The following is a 25,841-nucleotide window of genomic DNA, read 5'->3' as shown; positions in this document are numbered from 1 at the left end:
TTAATGTATCAGTATTTTAAGGTCTATATAGTTTAATGTTTCAAAAATATTAAAAACAACAAATTATTACATATTATAATATTCATTTAATCTTTTGATAAACTGGCTTTGTATTGTGCTAAAAGTAGCAATCGAACAATTGGGGAGATATTTAATGCGAAAGAAAATGTATAAAGTCGGTAAATTTTGGGTTGCGGCAACCATCGGATTTTTGGTTGTATCAGAATCTCAAACTGTTACGGCTCAAGCTGACTCAAAGGAAGCGGTAAATTTTCAAAGTTCCGGTTCGGCTCCTGAAATTAAACCACAAAATGATGAATTGATTGGTGGAGTTGATGGTAACTATTTCATGCTGCCCAATGGGGATCAGCAATTCATTTTGAAAAAAGATAAGTTACCAGTTAAAGAACTTCATAAGATTGATGGTAATCTTCAGTTTTTTGATCTTGAATCTGGAGTTCAACAGAAGGGAACTTGGCAAACAATAAATGGTGATAAGTACTACTTTGCTGAGGGTTCTGGAAACGCTGTAATTGGTACTGTCGTCATTGATGGTAAAGTGTATGGTTTTGACCATTCATACCACATCGTTAAGAATGACTTTGTTATTAACGATGATTTGAGTACTTACTACTTTGATAAAAATGGAAATACCGTCACTGGGCTTCAAACCATTAATGGTAAACAATACTTCTTCAAAGAGTCTGGAGAAATGTTGAAGGGAGGAACGACCGCGAAAACAATCGATGGTACGGATTACTACTTTGACGCTGAAGATGGTCACGCTACCATTGCTAATAAAAAGACATTCAACGAAGGTTTAACGAATCAGGATTCTGATTTCACTGATCACAATCAAATCGCTGATACAAACAACAAGTCGATTGATAACTTCGAAGGATTCATTACGCCTGATTCATGGTACCGTCCAAAAGACGTTTTGAAGAATGGTGAAACGTGGGAAAAGTCTTCTGAGGTTGACCGTCGTCCATTATTGATGGTCTGGTGGCCTGATCAAGAAACGGAAACAAATTATGTTCGATTTATGAGCGAACACGGCCTTTTGGAGGAAGCGCAATTAAATGCGCAATCCCTCAATCAAAACCGATTGAACGAGTTGACGCGCCTTATCCAAACTAATATCGAAAAAAAGATTGCAAGCGACAACTCAGTTGAGTGGTTGCGTGCCTTGATGGTTGAATTCCGGGGCAAGCAACCAAATTGGAATGCTGAAAGCGAAAAGGCAAACCGGAAGGATGGCCTTCAAGGTGGAACACTTGCATTTCAAAACAGCAATAAGACACCGAATGCCAATTCACTTTATCGTCTGCTTAATCGTTCGCCACTGAATCAAGATGGTAAGCAGGGTGATGAAGTAGGTGGATTTGAATTTTTGCTGGCTAACGACGTTGACAACTCGAATCCGGCTGTTCAAGCTGAACAGTTGAATTGGATGTACTTCCTTTTGAACTTTGGATCAAAGACTGCGCAAGACGGCAATGCTAATTTTGATGGAATACGCGTGGATGCTGTGGATAATGTTGATGCCGACCTCTTGCAGATTGCGGCTGAATACTTTAAGGCAGCATACAAGACTCACCAAAATGAACAAAATGCTAATAGTCACATTTCAATTCTGGAGGACTGGAGTTTTGATGACGCAAAGTACGTCTTTGATAAGGGTGCTGACCAGTTAACGATGGACTTTAAGCAACAAGTTCAAAGTGTGTTCTCTCTTTCAGCTAAACCAAATGTTCGTGCAAGCTTGAGTCGCTTTTTAGAGTGGTTTAACGTTAACCGGTCTGTCAACGATACTGAAAATAACGCTATCCCAAACTATTCCTTTGTCCGTGCGCACGATAGTCATGTTCAGGAAATCATTGCACAAATTATTCAAGAGCTGCACCCAGAAGCTGACGGTTTGCGTCCCAATATGCAACAAATTGAAGAGGCATTTGAGATTTATAACGTTGACCAGTCTTCAACCAACAAGAAATACACAATGTACAACATCCCAGCTGCCTATGCAATGTTGTTGACGAACAAGGATACTGTTCCTCGTGTTTACTATGGTGATTTGTACATGGATGACGGACAGTACATGTCGCAAAAGTCACCATACTACGATGCCATTGTTGCGCTTTTGCGTGACCGTGTGAAGTTTGTTGCCGGTGGTCAAACACTGAACACAGGTACTGATAACAATGGTCAAAAGACGCACAATTCTGACATCATGACTAGCGTTCGTTTTGGTAAGGGCTTGATGAACGTGACTGATACAGATGGTCATGTGCATACTGACGGTGCTGGTGTTATAATCTCGAACAACCCTGATTTGCAGTTGGAAAACGGCGAAAAGGTCGTCCTACACATGGGAGCCGCTCATCGCAACCAAAAGTTCCGTGCCTCACTTCTTTCAACGAAGGATGGTTTGAAGGTTTTTACTTCAGATGACGGAGCACCTGTTTTGATGACGGATGACAACGGTGATTTAATCTTTGATAGCTCATGGATTTACGGCTGCTCTGATTCTCAAGTGTCAGGTTATTTGGCGGTCTGGGTTCCTATTGGGGCTGCTGAAAAACAGGATGCACGAACAGCATCCTCAGCTGATAAGACGTTTGACGATGGTAAGACGTTCCACTCAAACGCAGCCTTGGACTCACAATTAATCTACGAAGGATTCTCAAACTTCCAGGCTATGCCAACAAATGAGAGTGAGTTTGCCAACGTTAAAATTAAGGAAAACGTTGAATTTTTCAAGGAATTAGGAGTGACTTCATTCCAATTCGCACCACAATATCGTTCGACGAGTGAAGGGTCATTCTTGGATTCGATTATTCAAAATGGTTATTCCTTTAATGATCGATATGACCTTGGATTTGCTAAGAAGGATGGGACGAAGAACCCAACGAAGTATGGTACAGACGAACAGCTACGCGATGCAATTCGCGCAGTACACCAAAACGGGATGCAAGCCATTGCAGATTTCGTTCCGGATCAACTTTATGACTTACCTAATAAGGAACTAGTTGAGGTTAACCGTACTGACTCATTCGGACATCAGAAAAAGGATTCTGAAATTAAGAATCTACTTTATATTTTGAATACAAAGGGGAGCGGAGAAGACTACCAAGCGAAATTTGGTGGGGCTTATCTGGATGAATTGCAACAGAAGTACCCTGAACTGTTCAAGATGATTCAAATATCAACTGGTAAGGCAATCGATCCAAGTGAGAAAATAAAAGAATGGTCAGCTAAGTACTTGAACGGTACGAACATTGCTGGACAAGGTGCCCACCACGTTTTGAAGGACTGGGCGCAAAATCAGTACTTTACGATTGGCGCTGATGGAACGTTCTTGCCAAAGGCATTGACTGGTGAAGGTTCAAATACTGGATTTGTTCGTGAAAACGATGATATTGCTTATTACTCATTAAGTAGATATCGTGCTCAAAATTCCTTTATCGAAGTGAATGGTTACTGGTTCTACTTTGACGCCAGTGGGCACATGGTAACGGGGGAACAAACCATCGATGGTTCTCTTTACTTGTTCTTGCCAAACGGTGTTGAATTACGGAACCACGCCTGGGTTGACCAAAACAATCAGCTTCGCTACAGTGGCGTTTTGGGTGACTCTCGTGTCTTGAGCAATGTCTTGTCGGGAAACAATGGCGAAGGAACGTTCTTCTCTGGTAAGGATGGTGGACAGTACTTCAAGCTTAAGGCCACAAATGAATTGGCCAAGGGAATGTACATCATTGACGGAAACGTGCAGTTCTTTGACTTTGCTAATGGGGCACAAGCAAAGGGTATTTGGAAGAGTTATAACGGTGACGTTTACTACTTCCAAGAAGGTTCCGGAAACGCAGTTAGTGGTCTTGAAACCATTGATGGTATCACTTATTCATTTAGCACTGACGGTAAGTTGCTTGGACGAGTAGCTGATGCTAAGAACCCGGTAGTTCAACCAACTGCTGATGGTTCTGAAAAGATTCCGTTCATGCCTGAATCCAGTCACTATCAAGGTTATGACAACGCGAAGTTTAAGTATGAAGCTGGTAAATCTGCTAACACAGGATTATTCCAGGATAAAAAAGGGAATCTTCGTTACTTTGATTCAATCACTGGATTCCAAGCGAAGGGTCAAATCGTTAATGTGAATGGTCATTCATACTGCTTTGATCAAGATTCTGGTCTTGGTGAGATGATCAAGGATGTTTCGGGTGGCCACTTCGTTAAGCGTGATCAAGCCGGTTCAAATGGTCGAACTGAAGAATTGACATTTTATTTTGATTTAAAGGGAGAACTTGTCAAAGGATTAGTTATTGTTGATGGGCAAATTCGTTACTTTGATTCAGAAACTGGTGTTCAATATAAAGGTAAGACAGCTAAGATAGCGGGAGCGACTTACTACTTTGGCCGTGAAAACGGAAGTTTGATGGATGAAAGTAAGGACTTGATACAACCAGTCGAGCCAGTAAATCCTGATAAACCAGTGAAGCCTGATAAGCCAGGCGATGATGGACACCACGACACACCCGACCAACCAGGAATCCCTGATAAGCCAAGCGATGGTGGGCATGATGATGAACACCACAACACACCTGACCAACCAGTAAATCCTGATAAGCCAGGCGATGATGGACACCACAATACGCCTGACCAACCAGTTCAACCGGTTACACCAGAACAACCTGGAACTCCTGGGCAGCAGGTACAACCGCAGAATACTTCAAACAACGTTGTTGTCGAAAATCAACAACGCACGCCAATTGTTCAATCTCCATCAGTTAATGAGAATTCTTCTGTGATGCCTGAACAAGTGGGCGCACAGAACGACAACAAAGATTCAAACTTAGCTGAAAAGGCTACGGCTGAACCAAAGTTGTCTCGTGTTGAAAGAAACCATAAGGGGAAATCTTCTGATGATGAAGGGTTCTTCCAGAAGGCAGAACGTTCAATCGGCGGAACCATTAGTGATGCAGGTAAGAGCATTGGACATGCTCTTAGCAATGCTGGTGAAGCTGTAGGACACGCATTCGCAGATGCTGGTCATGCTATTGGCGAAGCAGCGCATGCTGTCGCTAATGCCGTTTCAGATGTAACTGATGCAGTAGTTGAAACTACGCAGCATGTATGGCACAGTGTTACTAATTTCTTTAAGGATTGGTTCATGTAATTTGAACAGCTTTTAATAGAAGTAAACTGCATAGTAAAAAGCAGCTCGAGTATTCTACTCGGGCTGCTTTTTTGTGTTGATATTCCATATCGATATCAATTTTTGAAAGGCTTTTTGTTATTTTAAAGTTACAGCTTTGAAATTTTTTAGGACTATGCTGGAAGTGAACAATTTAATGCACATTGCATGGAAAGGATAAGAGACAAAATGCCTCATATTCAATTGAAAAAACAAACCATTCGTTTGGCAGCAATCCTTGCTGCCTTCTCATTTACTGATCTCGCGGTTGCATCGGGCCTGGTCGGTTCGGACTTTGTCAAAGGTAATAGCATTCGTGCGGACGTTGTGATGCCGACGTCCACGGACACGGATAAGTACAAGGTGCGTACGATCCGTTTCATCGACGAGGACATCAAAAGTTGGCCTCAAATTCAGCCTAATCAGGCGCAGTTTGTCCATTTTCACAATGATGGAACGGCTGACAAACCGAACTGGCGCCGCGTTTCGACAGAATGGGAAACGCCTGTTAACTTCCCGGATGACAAGAAGTACGAGTTCGATCCGAAGCAGTCGGAAGACATTAAGGAGCGAATGCCTTCCACGATTAAGGATTTGCGTTACTACAACCACTTGAATTTTGTATACAAGCACCGGAAAACCGAGGGCATCACGGCGTCGATGGTAGCTGACAATCAGAAGTCCGAATTGGAACGCCGGGCGGTGCGTACGATTCAGTTGCTGGATGGCAAGAAGGTGGTGGCAAGCAAGACTCAGACGGCCACGATTGCCCGGAGTGCAACGAAGGATGAAGTGACGGGGGAATTGTCTGACTTCACGCCTTGGAAGGTTGAGGGTGCAGGCTGGCACGCTGATAGCTATAAGGAAGATGGCTACCAGACGGTCTACGTTCCCGCCAAGAATGCGCTTCTGTCGATGAACGGGCGCACGGAACAGGTAGCGCTTGAAAAGGAAGTAGCTGTTCCTGAAGACGAACTCGAACTGGCTTCTGAGGAGGCTGTGGACACTGCAGATGAAGTGGTGGCACCAACACCTGAGGTGGCCGAAGAGGAACTGGCTGAAACAGCCGCCGAGGAGATTCTTCACATCGGACACCGTCAGCCTGATACGGGACGGAAGGCTGCCTTTAACGTTACGCTGTTAGTGAGTGGTCTGGCCATGGTTGTCGCCGGATTTGGCTTCCTGTTCTTCCGAAGGTAGGATGTTATGCTGATGTGGAATGATCGCTTTTCTTTTTGGGGAGAGGGGGTATAATTGAAGATGAAAAGAGGAGTTGGCGGTAACCAACTCCTCAGGCGTTGCCGCTAACGCGTGCCTCGCCTTTGGTTATTTAGTTAAAAAGAACCGTCAGCTGGGGTAAGCTAATCGCGGTTCTTTTTCTTTTGACTGAGTATTCTGAAATGGAATTCCTTTTTTGAGAGGGTTGGTTTATAATGGGGAATGAAAAGAGGAGTTGGCTGGAACCAACTCCTCAGGCGTTGCCGCTAACGCGGTGCTCGCCTTTAGTTCTTAATGTTTCAAAGAACCGCAAGCTGGGCTAAGCTAATCGCGGTTCTTTTTCTTTTTGTCTTTGTATCGCTCGATTTGCTCTTGGCAAAACCGCACCAAGAAACAAATGAACTCGATCGTACTTTCAACGAATTCAAAAAGGTTATCCATTGCTGAATGACGCCCTCCTTTCTTCAAGGATTGTTTACTAATGTGTCTTTCAACATATGAAACCTCCTTCCTTCAAAAGGCGGGCACCGCGTTTTGCTTCAACGCTGGCTAAATTATAACCGCTTCAATTTCCTTTTACTAGCTGATATTCCCAGTTTGAATGGCTTTTCGCGATGTTATATAAAATGAATCAAAAGGTCCAGTAACGTTGATTAATTACTGGATATTTCTTTTTTTCTAAGGCGGTGCAATTCGTTATCATGCTATAATAAGGGCATGAAAACAGGACGGATTATAAGGTCATTGGCCGGATATTATGATTTAGAACTGCCAGACGGCAGCATCGAGCGGACGCGTGCGCGAGGACAGTTCCGCAAGAGTAAGCAAAAGCCGCTCGTGGGTGACTGGGCCGATTTCGAGTCCGAAAACGGCGAAGGGCTCATTTGGAAGCTCCACGATCGTCAAAACGACCTGGTGCGCCCACCAATCGCAAACGTCGACTTAGCGATTGTGGTGACCTCAGTCATCGAACCTGCTTTCTCTCAAAACTTGCTGGACCGCCAGCTCGTTGCACTGGAAGCGGCCGATGTCACACCCGTCTTGTACTTTTCAAAGCTTGACTTGTTAGACGCTGACAAGCAACAGGCTTTTAAAGAACAAGTTTCCTTGTACGAAAAGATTGGCTACGTGGTCATCTTTTCGACTGATGATTTGAAAGCGGCCTTTAAGCCCGTTTTGAAGGACAAGGTGGTCGTGGCCATGGGTCAGACCGGTGCCGGAAAATCAACTTTGTTAAACCAGTTGGCGCCCGAACTTCAGTTAGCGGTTGGCGAGGTGTCCCAGGCGTTGTCACGTGGAAAGCACACGACGCGTCAGGTCTCGTTAATTCGCGTTCCGGAGTACGAAACGCTAATTGCCGATACGCCTGGTTTTTCGTCCTATGAAGTCTTTGACTTTCCCATCGAAGAACTTGGAAACTACTTCCCGGAAATTCGTGAAGTGGCACCAGGGTGTCGCTTTCGGACTTGTTCGCACATCAATGAGCCGGGTTGCGCGGTCAAAGAGGCCGTGGAGCTTGGCAGCATTAGCCCCGAGCGCTATAATAGTTACGAGCTATTCTATCAGATTATTAAGGGAAAACGTCCGGTCTACCAGAAGAACTCCACAAAGTGGAAAATTGACCGTTTGAACTAAGGTTTTACCCTTTGGATTAGAAGAAAGAGGAATCACATGGCAGGAATTATCGCCCCATCCATTTTGAGTGCAGACGTGACCAAGTTAGGTGACGACGTTAAGTTAGTTGAAGCAGCCGGTGCAAAGTACTTGCACATCGATTTGATGGACGGATCATTCGTTCCATCAATGGCTTACGGTCCAGCTTGGGTTAAGCAACTCCGTCCAATGACGGACTTGTTCTTGGATGTTCACTTGATGGCCGTTCACCCAGAAAAGCACGTGGAAGAATTGGCTGAAGCCGGTGCTGACTTGATTGGTGTGCACGTTGAAGCAACACCACACATTCACCGCGTTTTGCAAATGATTAAGAAGGCTGGCGTGAAAGCTGAAGTTGTCATCAACCCAGGTACGCCTGTTTCTGCCATCGTTCCTGTTTTGTCAATGGTTGACCAAGTGTTGGTCATGACGGTTAACCCTGGTTTCGGAGGCCAAGCCTTCTTGCCAGAAATGACGGAAAAGATTAAGGAATTGTCCGCTTACAAGCAAGAACACGGTTTGGACTTCGATATCGAAGTTGACGGTGGAATCAACGATAAGACGGCGCCGATGACGGCCGCTGCCGGTGCCAACGTATTCGTTGCTGGTTCATATGTCTACGACAAGAAGGACCCTGCGGCTAAGGTACAAAAGCTTTTGGATTTGACTAAGTAAGATTAGCCGAGCGTTTTCGCTCGGCCTTTTTTATAGGGAGAGATTTGATTATGGGAAAGCGTATCAATATTCTTGCTGGTGGGCCAAAGGAAAAGTGGCCCGCAGATCTGTTTGAGCAAAACGGTGACTGGATTGGTGCTGATCGCGGTGCTTACCGCTTGTTGAAGGCGGGGTTTCCAATGGTGGCGGCCGTTGGCGATTTTGATTCCTTGAATGATGAAGAAAAAGAAGAGCTTCACGGCTATCTAAACGACGACCAGATTAAGGTCTACCCACCGAAGAAGGACTATACGGACACGCAGATTGCACTCCTTGCTGCCTTTGAACATGGGGCAGAAGACATCGTCTTATACGGGGCGACCGGTGGACGTCTGGATCACGAATTGTCCAACCTGACGATTCCCACACAAGACGAATTCAAGCACTTAGCAGGGCACTTGTCCATTGTCGATAATCAAAACACCATCACCTATCTGGACGTTGACCACCAGGTAGTTAATAAGCAACCCGGTTACAAATACTTAGGCTTCATGCCATTAGGTATAGTTGATAATTTTAAAATCATTGACGCGCTATATCCTTTGACACTAGAGAAGAACAGCGGTACAATGTATTCATCGAATGAATTTGTTGGCGAATTGGTACACACGTCTTTTGACTGTGGTATCGTCCTCGTCACGCAGAGTAATGGATAGGAGGATTGTATGGCGTTAACAGCACTACAAGATGCAAACTTCGAAGAAAAGACTAAGAGCGGTGTTTCAATCACCGACTTCTGGGCAGAATGGTGTGGTCCATGCAAGATGCAAACACCTGTCTTGGAAGCGTTAGCCGAAGATGATTCATTGAAGAACATCAACTTCTACAAGGTTGATGTGGAAGAAAACAAGCAAGTTCCAGCTGATTTTGGAATCCGCGCGATCCCAACTTTGGTGGTTATGAAAGACGGTCAAGCCGTTGAACGTTTGACTGGATTCCACAATAAAGAACAATTAAGCAAAATTTTGCAGAAATACGCCTAATATCTTGCCAAAGTTCAAACCCTCTGGTAAAATATTGTATTGTTGATAAGAAGAGCAGGCACGTGTTGCGGCTCGGATAGGAGGGTCAGACATGGCAAAAGATGCAATTAATGGTGCACGCACCCGCTTTGGTAACCAACGTTCCCACGCCTTGAACTCAAGTCGTCGTAGCTGGAAGCCAAACTTGCAAAAGGTAACGGTTAAGATTAACGGTTCCGCACCTAAGAAAGTTTACTTAACGGCACGTTCATTGAAGGCTGGATTGAAGAACGGCTCAATCGAACGCGTTTAAAAACCACTCCACTGGGTGGTTTTTTTATTTTTCAGGGACTTTGAAAAAAACTTCGCTAACTTGGGACTTTTTTAGAGCCGTGTTAAAATAGAGATAAGTTTTTAGAAAGGAAAGTGAAGCGTGTTGATAGCTTCACAAGCAATAGAATGGCAATTAAGATTCGAACAAAAAACGGTGATGTCACGGTTGAAAACGATGTCATTGCTTCCGTTGTTGGTGGGGCAACCATCGCCAACCCTGGTGTGGTTGGAATGGCTTCGCGCTCCGCTTTGAAAGACGGGGTTGCCCAGATTTTGAATCGCGAAAACTACGGCCGTGGTGTCGTGGTTTCCGAAAAAGCAGCAGGACTTGCAATCGACGTCTACATCGTTGTTCAACATGGAATGAAGTTGGCTGATATTTCAGCTTCCGTTCAAAGCCGTGTAAAGTACTACTTGAATGCTTACTTGGGCCTTTCTGTCCCTGAAGTGAACGTCATTGTTCAAGGCATTTCTACCGAGGATTAAAAATGACTGCAGAAAATAATAATACGATCACGCCGCTCTTATACGGCAAGATGGTGAACGCTGGTGCAGCCAAATTGACTGCCAACGCGGAAAACATTAACAAGTTAAACGTCTTCCCCGTTCCTGACGGGGATACTGGAACGAACATGGCCTTGACCATGGCTTCCGGTGCTGAATACGAACGCGAATCACAAGAAGAAAGCGTTGGATTGCTCTCAAAGGCCACGTCAAAGGGGCTCTTGATGGGGGCCCGCGGTAACTCTGGGGTTATTTTGTCACAGATTTTCCGTGGAATGTCTAACTCGATGGCCGAAAAGGCTGAATTGTCCGTTCGCGACATGGCTGATGCGTTGATGGAAGCTGCTAAGGTGGCTTACAAGTCTGTCATGAAGCCAACCGAAGGAACCATTCTGACGGTGATTCGCGAAGCCGCTGCTGAAGCTGACCGCTCAGCATCAGCCGGTGATGACATGGAAACAATGATGGCAAACGTCAAGAAGGCCGCGCAAGTTGCCTTGGACAAGACGCCTGAGATGTTACCTGTTTTGAAAGAAGTTGGCGTTGTCGACTCTGGAGGACAGGGATTGGTCATGGTTTTGTCCGCCTTTTCCGACGTTGTTTCCGGAACGTACAATGAAGACGACTTGCAAGCGCCTGACAACGCCGAATTGGACCAAATGGTTTCCAAGTTGCACGCCGGTGCGCAAGCGGATGATTCCCTTAACCCAGAAGACATCAAATATGGTTACTGTACTGAAATCATGGTTGATTTGGGAACGGGAACAACCTGGGACGAAAAGTTTGATTACCAAAAGTTCTACGACTACATCGCCGAACGTGGTGACTCTCTCTTGGTTATTAACGACGAAGACGTCGTGAAGGTCCACGTCCACACGGAAGACCCTGGTTCCATTATCCACCGGGGGACTGAATTCGGTTCATTGCGTAAGGTGAAGGTCGACAACATGCGCGACCAACAACAAGCCGTAATCGATAAGCAAGAAGAAGAAAAGAAGGCCGAAGTTTTGGGCGAAGCTCAAAAGGATGTGCCTGAAGTGGCTGTCTTTGCGGTTGCATCCGGTGACGGAATCGCTGAACTCTTCTCATCACTTGGTGTATACAAGGTGATCACTGGAGGGCAAACGATGAACCCATCAACGAAGGACTTCGTTGATGCCCTCCATGAATCCGGTGCGAAGAAGGCGGTTATCCTGCCAAACAACTCCAACATTTTCTTGGCCGCTGACCAAGCAAAGGAAGTGGCCGAAGTGCCAGTTGCCGTTGTCAAGTCACGTTCAATCCAACAGGGATTGACGGCCATGCTTGGATACAACCCAGAAGCTTCATTGGAAGATAACGACGAAGCGATGACGGCTGAACTAGCAACCGTTGTTTCTGGTGCCGTTACCCAAGCCGTTCGTGAAACGACGTTGAAGGGGCACGACATCAAGAAGGGCGACTGGCTTGGTATGAAGGACGGTGAAATCGTCGCTGTCGGCAAGCAGTTGGTCGAAACGGCCGAAGCCTTGCTTAAGATGATGTGCGATGACGATTCCGAAATCGTGACAATCATCAAGGGAAAGGACGCTAAGAAGAAGGATGCTGAAGCTTTGGAAGAAGCTGTTGAAGGCATCGACGAAGATTTGGAAGTCGAAGTCCACGAAGGTGGCCAAGACCTCTACCCATTCTTGTTGGCGGTTGAATAATTTTGATAAAAAAAAGACGAGCCGATTGGCTCGTCTTTTTTTTGTTTGTTTTTTGATGAATAAAAAAGTCAAAAGCGAGGGCTTTCGACTCTGGTTTTCTTTTGATTAAGCGATGGCTGAGATTGCGGCGTAGATGACGGAACCAGCCATCACGATCACCATGAAGATGGACATTCCCAAAGTCCACTTTTGGTACTTGGTCTTCTTCTTCTTTTCAAACTTAGGCATGGGCTTCTTGTCCAATTGACGGTTTACTTCGTCTTCCAAGATTTGGTCGACATTGGCGTTCGTATTGGTTTGGGCGCTTTGTTGTGCCTCTTTAATCTGCTTCTTTTTCATCATCGCTCTCCTAGTTGTTCTAGAGCCATTTTATCACAGGAATTCCTTAAATTGAAATTTCAAAGCGGTCTTGGTAGAGTTATTACGAGGTGACAAACATGGTTTGGTATTTTTGGGCAGCCATCTGGCTTGCCGTACTGTTATTTATAATGATCTGGCGTTTTTTGTACCGCGCCTTTCCGGCGCTATCGTTCATGGACCTGGCCACGCTGCCAACGTGGTTTTTCTTGAACGAAATTGAAGGAGCGGCTTTTTACCGTTCCGACGTGCTACTCTTGATCGCAGTGCTTTTGGTTTGGGGTGGAATCTGGTCATTTTTGACGTTGGATCGAAATGGCTTGAAAATTACCGACTTTATCCACCGTTTTTGGCGAATAAGTGGGCTGATTACCATCGGTTTTACCGCATTCACCATTCTTTTGGCACTTTTCTTCTCAAAATAGGTAAAAATTGGAAAAATTCACCACCAGGGCTAAATGCTGATAAATCAGCGTTTAGCCCTTTTTCTTTAACAATTTTTAAAAAAATGTGGATAAAAAGTGGTGGAAAGTGGGGGATTGTGGTAAGTTATTAGTAAGTAATCCACAGAAAGGAGGAGTGGGCCAAATTATGTTCATGGGAGAGTCATCACACAACCTCGACCCAAAGGGCCGGCTCACAATTCCTGCGAAATTCCGCAATCAACTTGGGGAAACCTTCGTGATTGCGAAGTGGATGGAACATTCCTTGCGTGCGATGCCAATCGACGTTTGGAATAAGCTCGAAGAGCACTTAAATAACTTACCGATCGGGAAGAAAGACGCCCGGGCTTTTAAGCGTTTCGTTATGGCTGGCTCCATGCAAGCCGAGTTCGATAAGCAAGGCCGTGTGATTATTGCCTCCAATTTGAAGGAACACGCTCAGTTGGAGAAGGAAGTTGTCGTCACTGGTGTCGGCGACTCCTTTGAAATCTGGTCAGCTGAAAACTGGCAGGCTTACACGGAAGAAACTGCGGAGAACTTTGACGACATCGCAGAAGGCTTGGTCGATTTTGACTTTTAACGTCGCCTAGGCATCCGGTTGATAATGAAAAAGCAGAAAGGGGGAATCAAAATGACATTTGAACACGTGACGGTCCTCCAAAAAGAAGCCGTTGACTTACTAAACGTAAAAGAAGATGGTATCTACGTTGACGCCACCCTTGGTGGTGGTGGTCACACGGGCGTCATTTTGTCTCGTTTGACCACTGGAACGCTTTATTCATTCGACCAGGACGAAACGGCCATTTCCTATAACAAGGAACAGTACAAGGACGAAATCGCTGCCGGCAAGTTGGTCTTGATTTTCAACAACTTCCGTACGTTGAAGGAGAGCCTCGCCGCACAGGGTGTCGACCATGTCGACGGTGTCTTGTACGACCTCGGTGTCTCATCCGTTCAATTCGACCAAGGGGATCGCGGTTTTTCATATAACCACGCCGCTCCCTTGGACATGCGGATGGACCGCCGCCAGGAATTGACTGCCAAGACCATCGTGAACGACTGGCCTTTCAATGACCTCGTGCGCGTCTTGACCCGCTACGGTGAAGATCGCTTCGGTAAGGCCATCGCTCGTAAGATTGAACAGCACCGTGAGGTGGCACCAATCGAAACGACCTTCGATCTTGTCGAAGTGATTAAGGAAGCCATTCCGGCACCTGCAAGACGCAAGGGCGGTCACCCAGCCAAGCGTTCCTTCCAAGCATTGCGCGTCGCGGTTAACGACGAGCTCGGTGCATTGGAAGATTCGCTCGGTCAGGCTTTGGGACTTTTGGATGAAGGTGGTCGTATTTCGGCCATTTCCTTCCAGTCCCAAGAAGATCGCTTGATCAAGCAGATGTTTAAGGAAAAGACTGCTGAGCCCGAACTTCCTCGGGGATTGCCGGTGATGCCTGATGAAATGGCACCCGACTACAAGCTCTTAACTCGAAAGGCCATTAAGCCTTCCGAGGAAGAACAAGAAGAAAACCATCGTTCTTCTTCCGCGCAACTTCGCGGGATTGAGCGAATCCGTCTCTCATAAATTCGACGTTTTCAATTAAGCAGCACCGCCCCAACGAGTGGGGCACATCAGATTCAGAAATTAAGTAAAGGAGAGAATCATGGCACAAAACGCGTACCGCTACCAGAACTCGGCGACCGCTTTACCAAAGCAACCCGCCAGAAGAAAAGTTAAAGTTAAGAAACGCTATGAACCGGCGGTCTGGACAAAGCAAGAACGGTCCTTGGTCGTGGTGATGGCGGTCACGGTTCTCTTCATGATGGTCGCCACTGTTTGGACAACGGTTTCCATGCAGCGAGTCGACGCTCGTAACCAAGCAGTCAGCCAAAAGATTGGCAAGGTAAAGGAAGAAAACGATTCCTACCGTGGTGATATTCAGGCAAAGATTAACAAAGACAACTTGGAAAAAGTGGCGAAGTCGTCCAACATGGAACAAAGTACGACGAACGTTCGCAACGTAAATCAATAAAATGAAACAAACTAAAAGACGACAACTCAGTAAGAAAATCACTGGTAATGCGAAGAAGTTTGGTCTCCTCCTAGGCCTTTTTTCCACGGTTATTATCATGGTTATGGGTGGTCGTCTTTTTCAAATTGCCGGCGTAAAAACGGTTAACGCCCATGACCTGTCGGCTGCCACGCGTCTGACTTTTATGCAGAAGTCGACGGTGCCCGCAACCCGTGGTCAAATCCTTTCTTCAACCGGCTCTGTTCTAGCCGATAACTCAACGGTGTATGACATGTACGCCGTTTTGGACAAGAAGCAAAAGATTAAGGGAAAGCCCGATTACGTAACTGATCCGAAGAAAACGGCAGAAGCGTTAGCGCCAATCTTAGACGCTGACCAAGACGACCTCTACAAGCAACTGTCATCCGACCGGATGCAAGTGGAGCTTGGAACCAAGGCCAAAAACCTCTCGGTTGACCAGTACAACAAAATCAAGGAACTGAAACTAACGGGGATTAAGTTCACGGCGCAACCCGCCCGCTACTATCCAAACAACCGGATGGCCTCCCACTTGATTGGGTTGACCAATTCCATCGCCAACAACGTTGGTCAAAAGACGCTAAACGGTGTCCTTGGGATTGAAGCCTTCAAGAACACGGCCCTCCGCGGAAAGGATGGTCTGACGACCAGTCTTGGTTCCGAGGTGGAAGACGCCAAGAAGAACCAGGTAAAGAATGGGGCTAACCTGACGCTGACAATCGATGACAAGTTGCAGGCGACTCTCGAAAACCGGATGGACGTCTTGTTCGCCGGTACGGAAGCAAAGTCTGCGGCGGCCTACGTCATGGAAGCAAAGACCGGAAAGATTGTGGCCGCCACGCAGCGACCAAACTTCGATCCGAACACGCAGGATGGTTTGTCCGACGCCTGGGAAAACCAGTTGAACCAAGCGGCCTTCGAGCCGGGTTCAACCATGAAGACCTTCACCTTGGCCTCCGCCATTCAAGAAAAGAAGTGGCACCCGGACAACACTTACAAGTCCGGAACGCTTGACATTAACGGCCAAAAGGTTGTCGATTCCTTCGGCCAAAACGAAGGGGTTTTGACTTACCGCCAGGCCTTCGAACGCTCCTCTAACGTTGGTTTCGCCAAGACGGAACAGGCGCTTGGTGCAAAGACTTGGAAGTCTTACCTCGAGAAGTTCCACTTCTTGAAGAAGACGGGGATTGAACTGCCAAACGAGCAGTCCGGCTCCATGTCATTCGACCAGCCAATTGACCAGGCCAACACGTCTTATGGTCAGGCCATTCGTGTGACGCCGGCCCAGTTGCTGCAAGGATACTCCGCCTTTGCCAACAAGGGACAAATGATTAAGCCTTACCTCGTTTCAAAGGTTTCCGACCCAACGACGGGTAAGACAATCTCCACGACAAAGACGGAGAAGGTTGGAAAGCCTGTCTCCGAAGCGACTGCCAGTGAAGTGCTGAAGAGTATGGAAGGTGTCGTAAACGCGGACGATGGAACAGCCAAGGCCTACTCCATGGAAGATGTTGGCTACCAGGTTGCAGCGAAGACCGGAACGGCTCAGATTGCCGAGAAGGGAAAGTACCTGGAAGGTTTGAATAACGCCATTCACTCCGTGATGGCCATGGTGCCGGGTGATAACCCACGCTACATCATGTACATCGCGGTTCGCCAACCAAAGAAGTGGCCGGATGCCAACATTCAGATTTCTTTGAACAAGGTCTTCCGTCCCGTGATGCTTCAAGCATTGAACGACCAGGACGCGCCGGTGAAGTCACAGACCAAGACCGTGCAACTCCCAGACGTCCGCGGCAAGTCCATTGAAGACGCGGAAAAAGCCATGACGGATGCCGGCATGCGTGTTTCCACAATCGGTTCTTCTGGTAAGGTTTCCGCCCAGTCCTTGAAGGGTGGTCAGACGGTCGTGAAGGGACAGCTCGTGCTGCTTACGGCAAAGGGCACGGTGAAGGTGCCTGATTTCACCGGTTGGACAAAGAACGAAGTCCTCGGTTGGGTTTACCTAACGGGTGTTAAAATGGAATTATCCGGCTCCGGCTACGCTGAAAAGCAGTCGGTCAAGGGTGGTTCGCAAACCATCGGACACAAGAAGATGTCGGTCACATTTAAAGAGAAGGAATAAAGCATGTTGTTATTAGAATTTTTACTCGGGATGGTTTTGACCGTCGTCGTGATGCCAACGGTCATTAAAAAATTAAAGCAAAGTAAGGAACAGGCTGTGATTCGTGTCCTTGGACCTGATCACCAAAAAAAGGCGGGAACGCCTTCCATCGGTGGGGCGGTCTTCGGACTCGTGACCATCTTGGTTGTTTTGCTTTTGCCAAGCACGTACAAGTCCAGCCACGAATTCATGGTGACTTTGGCCTTGCTCGTTGGCTTTGGTTCCTACGGTGTCATCGGTGCGATCGATGACATTTTGAAGCTGGTGAACCACGCAGACGACGGCTTTGCTTTCAAGCCTAAGTTGTTGGCTCAAACAATCTCAGCCGTTGTGGTGATGGTCTTGCTCTTCTTGACAAACATCCCAATGGGCATTGACGTGCCATTCTTTGGTTACCTCCACTTGGGTTGGTTCTTCATCGTCTTCCTCTGGTTCTGGTTTGTTGGTTGGTCCAACGCCACGAACTTGACGGATGGGTTGGACGGTTTGTTAACGGGGCTTGCCTTGATTGCCTACGGTGCCTACACCATCTTGGCCATGCGTTCAGGCGACACAGCCATCGTGGTCTTCAACTTCGTGTTGTTTGGCTCACTCGTTGGCTTCCTCTGCTTCAACAAGCCGAAGGCCAAGATTTTCATGGGTGACACGGGATCACTTGCACTGGGTGCTGGACTTGCCGTTGAATCCATTCAATTACACGCAGTGTTCTCACTCTTGCTCATTGGTTTGATCTTCGTGATTGAAACCTTGTCTGTGATTATCCAGACGATTTCATACCACTATTTCAAGAAGCGTGTCTTCCCAATGGCACCAATTCACCACTCTTTTGAAAAGTTTGGTTGGACCGAGTGGCAAATCGACATCGCCTTCTGGACGGTTGGTTTGATTACCGCCGTATTGGCTTTAATGCTCTTTTAAAAAGTTATTCGATTGTAAATTTCTTGTTACCTGTTGGTGGCAAAGAAAGGTTACATTTTTAAGGTGGGGAACACCGAGAGGTGAGGACGCTTTAGCGCGTGCTGACGTAAAAGGTGGCCTCACTGAAAAAAGGTGGGCGACCACCGTACATAGATAAAAATAAGGGGAATGTTCATGACGGATTTGGATTTTAAAGATAAAAAAGTCTTGGTTCTTGGATGGGCGAAGTCTGGAAAGGCCGCAACGAAGCGACTGTTAGAATTGGGTGCGCACGTGACGGTTGCCAACCGTGATGCGATTGAAGAAGACGCTGAAGTTTTGGACTTCAAACAAGCTGGCGTGAACTTTATCGATAACGACAAGGGCGATGCGCTCGACGCCGACACCGACGTGTTGGTTAAGAACCCCGGGATTGCCTACACGCACCCCATCATCGAAAAGGCCATGTCACTCGGGCTTCCCGTTTTGACGGAAGTGGCCGTTGCCCTTTCCACCTTTGAAGGACGTTTGATCATCGTTACTGGTTCAAACGGAAAGACCACGACGACCACCTTGCTCGGTCACATGCTCCAACACGATGACAAGCAGGGCCGCGTCGTGATTGCTGGAAACATCGGAACACCGGTTTGTCAGGTTGTCTCGGATATGACCGCAAAAGACACGCTCGTCCTCGAGCTGTCTTCCTTCCAGTTGGTTGGTATTCCAAAAATCGCCGCTGACATTGCTGTCATTACCAACGTCTTTGCTAACCATTTGGACTTCCACCAAAACCGTGACAACTATCTGGCTGCAAAGGAACGTGTGGCTCTCGGTCAAAAGGCCGGCCAGACCTTGATCTTGAACGGTAACGGACCAGACACGCCGGCCATTGCAAAGCTGTCGGATGGGTCGGTTTTGACTTTTTCACCCGAAGACCAAAAGGCATACGCCCACGAAGACGAAGATGGTAACATCGTGTTGAACGGCGACGTGCTCATGCCCTTTGACGACGTGAAGTTGGTCGGACGACCAAACTTGGAAAACGTCTTGGCTGCCACTGCCGCCGCAACCGTTGCCGGCTGTGCTCCTGAAGCCATGAAGGCCGTCTTGACGACCTTCGCCGGAGTGAAGCACCGCCTTGAATTCTTGTTCAAAGAAGACGGCGTGATTTACTACAACGACTCGAAGGCGACGGACATCGAAGCGACGCAAGCCGCCTTGTCCGCGTTCAAGCAACCAACGATTTTGCTTGCCGGTGGATTGGACCGTGGGGATGATTTGAACCGTTTGGTTCCGGACTTGAAAAACGTCATCCAGGTCATTGCCTTCGGGGAAACGACCGACAAGGTTGTGGCGATGGCAAAGGAAGCTGGCGTGCCCGTTCAAACGGTGAAGAACTGTGAAGAGGCCGCACCAATCGCTGTTAACATGGCCAAGCCAGGACAAGTGGTCTTGCTCTCACCAGCTGCCGCTTCCTGGGACCAGTACCCCAACTTTGAAATTCGCGGTGACAAGTACGTCGCTGCTTTGAAAAAAGCTTTAGGAAAGAAGGATTAAATCATGAAGGTTATCTTATCTGGTGGTGGAACGGGTGGACACATCTACCCAGCGTTGGCCTTGGCCGACGTCATTAAAGAAAAGGAACCGGAAACCGAATTCTTGTACATCGGTTCCTTCCGTGGTGTTGAAAAGAACATCGTGCCAAAGACGGGGATGCCGTTCAAGCAACTCGCTGTTCAAGGTTTCTCACGCTCACTTTCAACGACCAACTTCAAGACCGTTTGGTTGTTCTTGAAGGCCGTGAAGGAAGCCAAGAAGATGATTGCCGACTTCCAACCCGACGTTGTGGTTGGTACCGGTGGTTACGTTTCTGGAGCCGTTTTGTACGCCGCCCAAAAGATGGGCATTCCAACGGTTATCCACGAACAAAACTCCGTTGCTGGAATTACGAACAAGTTCCTCGCTAAGGGCGCCACGAAGATTGGTATCGCCTTTGAAAACGCGCGTTCCTTCTTCCCCGAAGACAAGGTTGAAATGATTGGAAACCCACGTGCCCAAGAAGTGGCCAAGATGTCTTCTGACTTCTCATGGACGACCTACGGTTTGTCCGATGACAAGAAGACCTTGCTCATCTTTGGTGGTTCGCAAGGAGCCCCAGCCATCAACTTGGCAACGCTCGAAGCCATTCCGGCATTTAATGACCGCGACTACCAAGTCGTGCTTGTCGCTGGACCAAAGCGCATCGATAACTTCATGAAGTTGTTGGACGAACAGGGTAAGTCACTCGGCGACCACATCAAGGTGTTGCCATACATCGACAACATGCCAGCCGTGATGCAAAAAGCATCCGTTCTGGTATCCCGCGCAGGGGCCACGTCAATCGCCGAACTGACTGCCCTTGGTTTGCCAGCTATCTTGGTGCCATCTCCTTTCGTTACGGGTGATCACCAAACGAAGAACGCCCAGTCATTGGTTCAAGCCGGTGCCGCACTTTCCATCAAGGAACCCGATTTGGATGGGGCGTCCTTAGTAAAGGCCGCTGATGCCTTGCTTTTGTCAGACGAACAAGCAGCCGTCATGGAAGGGCAATCAAAGAAGGTTGGAATCCAAGACGCCGGTGACCGTTTCTACAACTTGTTGAAGTCCGTCATCAAATGAGGAGTAACACGTGCAAGAAGAGTACAGCACAATGGAAGAAAGAAGTCCGTTGACCAGCGCCTGGTGGGCCCTGGCTTTTTTTGCTGTGCTCGCCTTGCTGCTTTTTATCTGGCAACCCTGGGGAAAGATCCAACACATTAACGTTGACTCCGGTAACATCCCGACCGAAACCATCGAAGAACAGATGGGAATCAAAACGGGGTCTTATCGATACCAAGCCTTCCTTCAGGGACGGTTTTTGGCCAACCGAGTGAAACATCAAAACGGGAAGGTTTCCCGCGTTTCTACCCAGTTGTCAGGTGACACCTTAACCGTGACGGTGGCCGAAAAAATCAACGCCGGATTCATCCGGGAAAAAGATCGCTGGTACCAGCTCGATTCTAACGGAAACCGTCAGCCGGTTAACGAACCGGACGGACGAGGCCCTGTTTATTCCGGTTTCAAATCAAGGAATCAAGTTCAAAAGGTGGCGAAGGCCATTTCTTCCTTGGACCAAATGATTCGCCAAGACATCGGGGAAGTGAAATTTGCGCCGGATGAGAACAACGACGAGAAAATTATTTTGGTCATGAACGACGGCAACACAGTTTATGCAAGCCAGAAAACCATGGCCAATAAGATGAAGTATTACGCCGGAATTGCTCAGGCCATGGACAAGCCCGGAGTCGTTGATTTGCAGATTGGTTCCTATTCATATGCGTATGGAAACAAATAGCGTATTTTTTAGAATTAATTCCATTGGAATCCTACCGGACAGGCTTTCAATATGTTAAGATTATCTTTAGGTTTAGTTTCAAAAATTTTATTTTTAAAGGGGACAAGTGCATGACCCAAAAAGGCGTGATAGTTGGATTAGATATCGGCACAACCATGGTCAAAGTGGTTGTGGCACAAAATAACGATGGCCGATTCAACGTCATTGCAACGGGCTCTGCCGCAGGAGCTGGTTTAAAGCGTGGCGTGATTGTTGATATCAACCAGACCGCAGCTGCCATTTCGGAGGCTGTTTCAAAGGCATCCGCAAAGGCGAACCTTCCAATCAACGAAGTCGTTGTTGGATTACCAGCCAACCAGGTGAACATTCAAAAAATCTCTGGTTTGGTTTCCATTGAAAATCAAAACAAACAAATCACTGGTCAAGACGTGATCAACGTAACGAACCAGGCTTTGAACTCCCTTTCACTGGCGGATCAAACGCCGGTTGAGTTCCTGCCTTCCCAGTTCATCGTTGACGGCTTCGACGGCATTAAGGACCCAACCGATATGATTGGTGTTCGCCTCGAAGTTCAAGGATTGGCTTATCTCGCCCCTAACAAGGTGGTTTCTGGAATTAAGACGGCCGTTAAAAAGGCAGGCTTGACTATCCAGTCAATGAACTTGGCACCAATGGCTTTGGCACCGGCCTTCTTATCCGATGCCGAGCAAGACTTCGGTGCCATCTTAATTGACCTTGCTGGTGGCCAATCGACTGCTTCTGTCATCCACGACCACAAGGTCAAGTACATGACGGTCGACTACGAAGGTGGCGGGAACGTGACCAAGGATATTTCCACGGTCTTGGGTATCGCCAACCAGGAAGCTGAAGCGGTCAAGATTAAGTACGGTTCAGCCGATTCAGCCCAGGCGTCAGAAGAACAAATCTTCTACGTTGACGCCGTTGGCCTTTCTGAAAAGAAGCCGGTTGACGAAAAGTACTTGGCTTCCATCATGGAAGCACGTTACGATCAAATCTTTGATCGACTAGACCAACAGCTGAAAGAAATCGGTGCTGATGATTTGCCAGGTGGCTACATCATTACCGGTGGAAACTCTGCTGTTCCTGGACTTTTGGCAAAGGCGCAAGAGCACTTTGGCCAAAACGTTCACATTGCCCGGCCAAACCAAATTGGTTTGCGCCACCCATCTTTTGCACGGGCCTTGGCCTTTGCTTCCTACGAGGCTTTCCAATCTGATTTGCAAAAGACGGTGAAGGCCGTTTTGATGGGGCAATTAAAAGAATTTAAGCAAGAACAAGCACAAACGTATCACCAACCTGAAAAGGGTGAGAACCTGATTGAAACGGAAGTTGATGACGGTGCTTACATTGATGAAGAAGAACCTCGCGAGGGGCTCTTTAAGAAGATGAAAACTTCTTTGACCTCATTATTTGCAGAAACAAACGACGAAGACTAACCATTCCAAAGGAGTATGTTCATGGACTTTACAATCGACGAAACGCAGGCATCAACCGGCGCGGTAATTAAGGTCATCGGTGTTGGTGGTGGTGGATCAAACGCTATTAACCACATGATTGAAGATGACATCCAAGGAGTGGACTTCATCGTGGCAAACACGGATGTTCAAGCCCTTGATAAGTCAGCAGCCAAGCAAAAGATTCAAATCGGACCAAAGTTGACTGGTGGACTCGGAGCGGGTTCAAACCCAGAACGAGGAGCCAAGGCTGCCGAAGAATCAACTGAAGAAATCGAAGGCGCTTTGAAGGGTGCCGACATGGTCATCATCACGGCCGGAATGGGTGGTGGAACTGGAAACGGTGCCGCTCCTGTTGTTGCCAAGATTGCCAAGGACATGGGTGCCTTGACGGTGGCCGTTGTAACCCGCCCATTTGCATGGGAAGGTCCAAAGCGTTCAAAGTACGCAACGGAAGGGTTGCAAGCCTTGTCTGAACAAGTGGACTCATTGGTTGTCATTACCAATGAACGCTTGAAGGACCAAATTGACTTGAAGTTGCCAATTATCGAAGCCTTCCGCGTTGTTGACGACGTGGTGGCCCAAGGTGTTCGTGGTATTTCAGAATTGATTACCAACCCAGGATTCATCAACTTGGACTTCGCTGACGTGAAGACGGTGATGGAAGATGCTGGTCCAGCCCTCATGGGTGTTGGAACGGCCACTGGAGAATCACGTGCCGTTGATGCTACGCGTTCCGCTATCTCTTCACCATTGCTTGAAGTTGATATGACGGGTGCTTCAGAAGTGCTTTTGAACGTAACGGGTGGCGCAGACCTCTCCGTGTTCGAAGCACAGTCTGCTGCTGATGTGATTAACCAAGAAGCTGGTCGTGACGTGAACGTTGTCTTCGGAACTTCCGTTGACATGGACATGAACGACGCCATCCGTGTGACGGTTATCGCCACTGGATTGCAAGACGGCAAGAAGCAAGGCCCACGTCGCCAAGCTGCCGAAAAGGTTGAACAAGCAACGCCAAAGACGGAAGGTGCCAACTCACAAGCTGGCCTCTTCTCACGTACGGAAGGCGAAGCAGCACCAGCCGCTGGTTCTTCAAAGAACGACCCATTCGCTGACTGGGACATCACGACAAAGGAAGAACCAAAGCAAGAACAGCCCGAAGAACAATTCGACGGCGTTCAAAAGCAAGCCTTTGATCCCGTTGAACCAATGAACCAAAACATTGATTTGGACTTGTCAACGGAAGATGACGATCAGCCACCTTTCTTTAAGAAGCGCTAAGAAGGAGTTTTCTCATGGCATTCGATAAGATTAAGACCCTCTTTTCAGGGGACGATGATTACTACGAAGAAGAAGAATACGAAGACGTGCAAGATGAACCAGCCCCAAAGGCTGCTTCAAAGCCTCACCAAATGACGGCTGTGAAGAAGCAAAAGGCTGAAGCTGCTCGCCCACAAACGACGGCTACTTCACGCATTGCCTTATTCGAACCAAAGGTATACGCGGACTCACGTGCCATTGCTTCTCAAGTGATTGAAGGTGATGCGGTTATCGTGAACTTCTCCCAATTGGAAGAAGACCCAGCTCGTCGTATCCTTGACTACATTGGTGGTGCAGTTTACGCCGTGAACGGATCCATGGAACGCATCGGTGAAAAGATTTTCTTGCTCACGCCAGATGCATACGAAGTGGCCGGTTCAATGAGCGAAAACTTGGACAACCAAACGCGCTACTAAAGGATAGATAACCCATGCTCATTACAATTTTACTTTACGTGATTGAGTTCTACTCATACGCACTGTTGGCATTCGTTTTGATGTCTTGGGTACCAAGATTGTATAACACGTGGTTTGGACGCGAATTAGGAAAGTTGATTCGACCATACTTGAATCTCTTTTCTTTCATCAAACCACTTGGTCTCTTTGACTTCCGCCCCTTGGCGGCCTTTTTGGTATTAGAGCTCATTTCGATGGGCCTCATGCAGTTGGCCTAAACCATGGTGGAACTATCAAAAGTCGGTCAACACTTTGACCAAAGTGAACAACCCTTTGTTGCAAAAGCACTCGACTGGATAGAGAAGGCGAGCCAAGAATACACGCTTTGCCTAACGCCGTTTTTGAACCCGAGAGAAGCACACATCGTGTCGCTTCTCGTGGGTGACCGAACGGATATCAAAATAGAGGCAGAAGGCTGCTTTGACCGCGCTGAGAAAAAGCGTTTGGTGATTGCGCCCGCCTTCATGGAAATCGGCAAAGACGATTTCGAGATGGTCCTTTTGCAGGTGACCTTCGCGAAAAAGTTCGTCACGCTAAGACATAAGGACCTCTTGGGCGCACTCTTGTCGGCCGGTTTGGAGCGTAGCGTTTTCGGTGACATCGTCACCGATGAAAACAAAGGGCTTGCCCAAGTCGCCATCGATAAAAGGCAAGTGCCCTACGTTTTGTCTCAAATCGATGCCATCGGCAAAGTCACCGCCGACTGGACCGAAGTTTCGTTCAACGACGCTTTAATCAAAGAAGTGGAAGGAAAAGAAGAATTTCTCCTCCTTTCCTCGCTTCGATTAGACACCGTTGTCGCCACCGCCTTTAATCTTTCCAGGCAAGAGGCAAAGGACTTGGTCTTGAGCGGTTTTGTCGCCGTCAACTGGGCCACATCGAATCAATTAGACCGAATTATTCGGAGCAAAGATGTGATTTCTGTCCGGAAAAAAGGACGAATTAGCCTTCAAAGCTTGGCAGGACACAGTAAAAGGGATAAAATAAAGGCAGTTTTTCAAATCATTCACCGTTGAGTAGAATGAAAGAGAAAGGAAGAC

At 47.4% G+C, this 25,841-nt stretch carries 24 protein-coding genes; 23 read left to right on the top strand and 1 reads right to left on the bottom strand.

The features are described from left to right. Positions 1–154 precede the first annotated feature (154 nt). The 9 genes from NFX39_RS03890 (at position 155) to NFX39_RS03850 (ending at position 12,272) form a co-directional block, all read left to right on the top strand. On the top strand, positions 155–5,182 hold the full coding sequence (locus tag NFX39_RS03890) for a glycoside hydrolase family 70 protein (protein ID WP_252443191.1): 5,028 nt from the start codon (positions 155–157) through the stop codon (positions 5,180–5,182). 207 nt (positions 5,183–5,389) lie between these two features. Next, on the top strand, positions 5,390–6,400 hold the full coding sequence (locus NFX39_RS03885) for a mucin-binding protein (protein ID WP_252443189.1): 1,011 nt from the start codon (positions 5,390–5,392) through the stop codon (positions 6,398–6,400). Positions 6,401–7,135: 735 nt separating this feature from the next. Continuing rightward, complete coding sequence (rsgA, locus tag NFX39_RS03880; RefSeq protein WP_252443187.1) at positions 7,136–8,053, top strand: ribosome small subunit-dependent GTPase A; 918 nt, start codon at positions 7,136–7,138, stop codon at positions 8,051–8,053. Positions 8,054–8,089: 36 nt separating this feature from the next. Next, on the top strand, positions 8,090–8,746 hold the full coding sequence (gene rpe, locus NFX39_RS03875) for a ribulose-phosphate 3-epimerase (protein WP_252443185.1): 657 nt from the start codon (positions 8,090–8,092) through the stop codon (positions 8,744–8,746). 50 nt (positions 8,747–8,796) lie between these two features. Next, complete coding sequence (locus tag NFX39_RS03870) at positions 8,797–9,441, top strand: thiamine diphosphokinase (RefSeq protein ID WP_252443183.1); 645 nt, start codon at positions 8,797–8,799, stop codon at positions 9,439–9,441. Between the two features lie 9 nt (positions 9,442–9,450). Further along, on the top strand, positions 9,451–9,768 hold the full coding sequence (gene trxA, locus NFX39_RS03865) for a thioredoxin (RefSeq protein WP_252443181.1): 318 nt from the start codon (positions 9,451–9,453) through the stop codon (positions 9,766–9,768). A 91-nt stretch (positions 9,769–9,859) separates the two neighbouring features. After that, positions 9,860–10,060 carry a 50S ribosomal protein L28 gene (rpmB, locus tag NFX39_RS03860; RefSeq protein ID WP_213808711.1) on the top strand — a complete coding sequence of 67 codons (201 nt, stop codon included), beginning with the start codon at positions 9,860–9,862 and terminating at the stop codon, positions 10,058–10,060. A gap of 146 nt (positions 10,061–10,206) precedes the next feature. Next, positions 10,207–10,566 carry an Asp23/Gls24 family envelope stress response protein gene (locus NFX39_RS03855; protein ID WP_252443179.1) on the top strand — a complete coding sequence of 120 codons (360 nt, stop codon included), beginning with the start codon at positions 10,207–10,209 and terminating at the stop codon, positions 10,564–10,566. Between the two features lie 2 nt (positions 10,567–10,568). Next, positions 10,569–12,272, top strand: coding sequence for a DAK2 domain-containing protein (locus NFX39_RS03850; protein ID WP_252443177.1), 1,704 nt, complete (start codon positions 10,569–10,571; stop codon positions 12,270–12,272). A 105-nt stretch (positions 12,273–12,377) separates the two neighbouring features. Here the strand turns inward: NFX39_RS03850 and NFX39_RS03845 are convergent, their stop codons facing one another. Continuing rightward, the gene (locus tag NFX39_RS03845) at positions 12,378–12,611 is read right to left on the bottom strand and encodes a DUF4044 domain-containing protein (RefSeq protein WP_252443175.1); all 234 of its coding nucleotides are present in this window, start codon (positions 12,609–12,611) and stop codon (positions 12,378–12,380) included. A 98-nt stretch (positions 12,612–12,709) separates the two neighbouring features. Between NFX39_RS03845 and NFX39_RS03840 the strand changes: the two genes are divergently transcribed. From NFX39_RS03840 to NFX39_RS03775, 14 genes are all read left to right on the top strand, one after another. Further along, on the top strand, positions 12,710–13,054 hold the full coding sequence (locus NFX39_RS03840; RefSeq protein ID WP_252443173.1) for a hypothetical protein: 345 nt from the start codon (positions 12,710–12,712) through the stop codon (positions 13,052–13,054). Between the two features lie 166 nt (positions 13,055–13,220). After that, entirely contained in the window at positions 13,221–13,652 is a 432-nt protein-coding gene (mraZ, locus tag NFX39_RS03835; protein ID WP_252443171.1) for a division/cell wall cluster transcriptional repressor MraZ, read from the top strand. 51 nt (positions 13,653–13,703) lie between these two features. Further along, entirely contained in the window at positions 13,704–14,651 is a 948-nt protein-coding gene (gene rsmH, locus NFX39_RS03830) for a 16S rRNA (cytosine(1402)-N(4))-methyltransferase RsmH (RefSeq protein ID WP_252443169.1), read from the top strand. A gap of 79 nt (positions 14,652–14,730) precedes the next feature. Next, the gene (locus NFX39_RS03825) at positions 14,731–15,099 is read left to right on the top strand and encodes a cell division protein FtsL (RefSeq protein ID WP_252443167.1); all 369 of its coding nucleotides are present in this window, start codon (positions 14,731–14,733) and stop codon (positions 15,097–15,099) included. Between the two features lies 1 nt (position 15,100). After that, a complete protein-coding gene (locus NFX39_RS03820; protein ID WP_252443165.1) occupies positions 15,101–17,242 on the top strand; it encodes a penicillin-binding protein in 2,142 nt (713 codons plus the stop codon). Positions 17,243–17,245: 3 nt separating this feature from the next. Continuing rightward, on the top strand, positions 17,246–18,199 hold the full coding sequence (mraY, locus tag NFX39_RS03815; RefSeq protein WP_252443163.1) for a phospho-N-acetylmuramoyl-pentapeptide-transferase: 954 nt from the start codon (positions 17,246–17,248) through the stop codon (positions 18,197–18,199). Between the two features lie 174 nt (positions 18,200–18,373). Further along, positions 18,374–19,735, top strand: a complete 1,362-nt coding sequence (gene murD / locus NFX39_RS03810; protein WP_252443161.1) for a UDP-N-acetylmuramoyl-L-alanine--D-glutamate ligase — start codon at positions 18,374–18,376, stop codon at positions 19,733–19,735. Positions 19,736–19,738: 3 nt separating this feature from the next. Beyond that, complete coding sequence (gene murG, locus NFX39_RS03805) at positions 19,739–20,836, top strand: undecaprenyldiphospho-muramoylpentapeptide beta-N-acetylglucosaminyltransferase (protein WP_252443159.1); 1,098 nt, start codon at positions 19,739–19,741, stop codon at positions 20,834–20,836. Positions 20,837–20,846: 10 nt separating this feature from the next. Then, entirely contained in the window at positions 20,847–21,551 is a 705-nt protein-coding gene (locus NFX39_RS03800; RefSeq protein ID WP_252443157.1) for a cell division protein FtsQ/DivIB, read from the top strand. Positions 21,552–21,661: 110 nt separating this feature from the next. Beyond that, entirely contained in the window at positions 21,662–23,008 is a 1,347-nt protein-coding gene (gene ftsA, locus NFX39_RS03795) for a cell division protein FtsA (RefSeq protein ID WP_252443155.1), read from the top strand. Positions 23,009–23,029: 21 nt separating this feature from the next. Next, positions 23,030–24,307 carry a cell division protein FtsZ gene (ftsZ, locus tag NFX39_RS03790; protein ID WP_252443153.1) on the top strand — a complete coding sequence of 426 codons (1,278 nt, stop codon included), beginning with the start codon at positions 23,030–23,032 and terminating at the stop codon, positions 24,305–24,307. A 14-nt stretch (positions 24,308–24,321) separates the two neighbouring features. After that, positions 24,322–24,762, top strand: coding sequence for a cell division protein SepF (locus NFX39_RS03785; RefSeq protein WP_252443151.1), 441 nt, complete (start codon positions 24,322–24,324; stop codon positions 24,760–24,762). 14 nt (positions 24,763–24,776) lie between these two features. Then, entirely contained in the window at positions 24,777–25,019 is a 243-nt protein-coding gene (locus tag NFX39_RS03780) for a YggT family protein (protein ID WP_252443149.1), read from the top strand. A gap of 3 nt (positions 25,020–25,022) precedes the next feature. After that, positions 25,023–25,817 (top strand): YlmH family RNA-binding protein, encoded by a 795-nt coding sequence (locus tag NFX39_RS03775; protein WP_252443147.1) that lies wholly within the window; start codon positions 25,023–25,025, stop codon positions 25,815–25,817. Positions 25,818–25,841: the final 24 nt, after the last annotated feature.

This window comes from Fructobacillus apis (assembly GCF_023893635.1).
GTDB lineage: Bacteria > Bacillota > Bacilli > Lactobacillales > Lactobacillaceae > Fructobacillus > Fructobacillus apis.
This window is presented reverse-complemented; position numbering and strand designations above follow the sequence as displayed.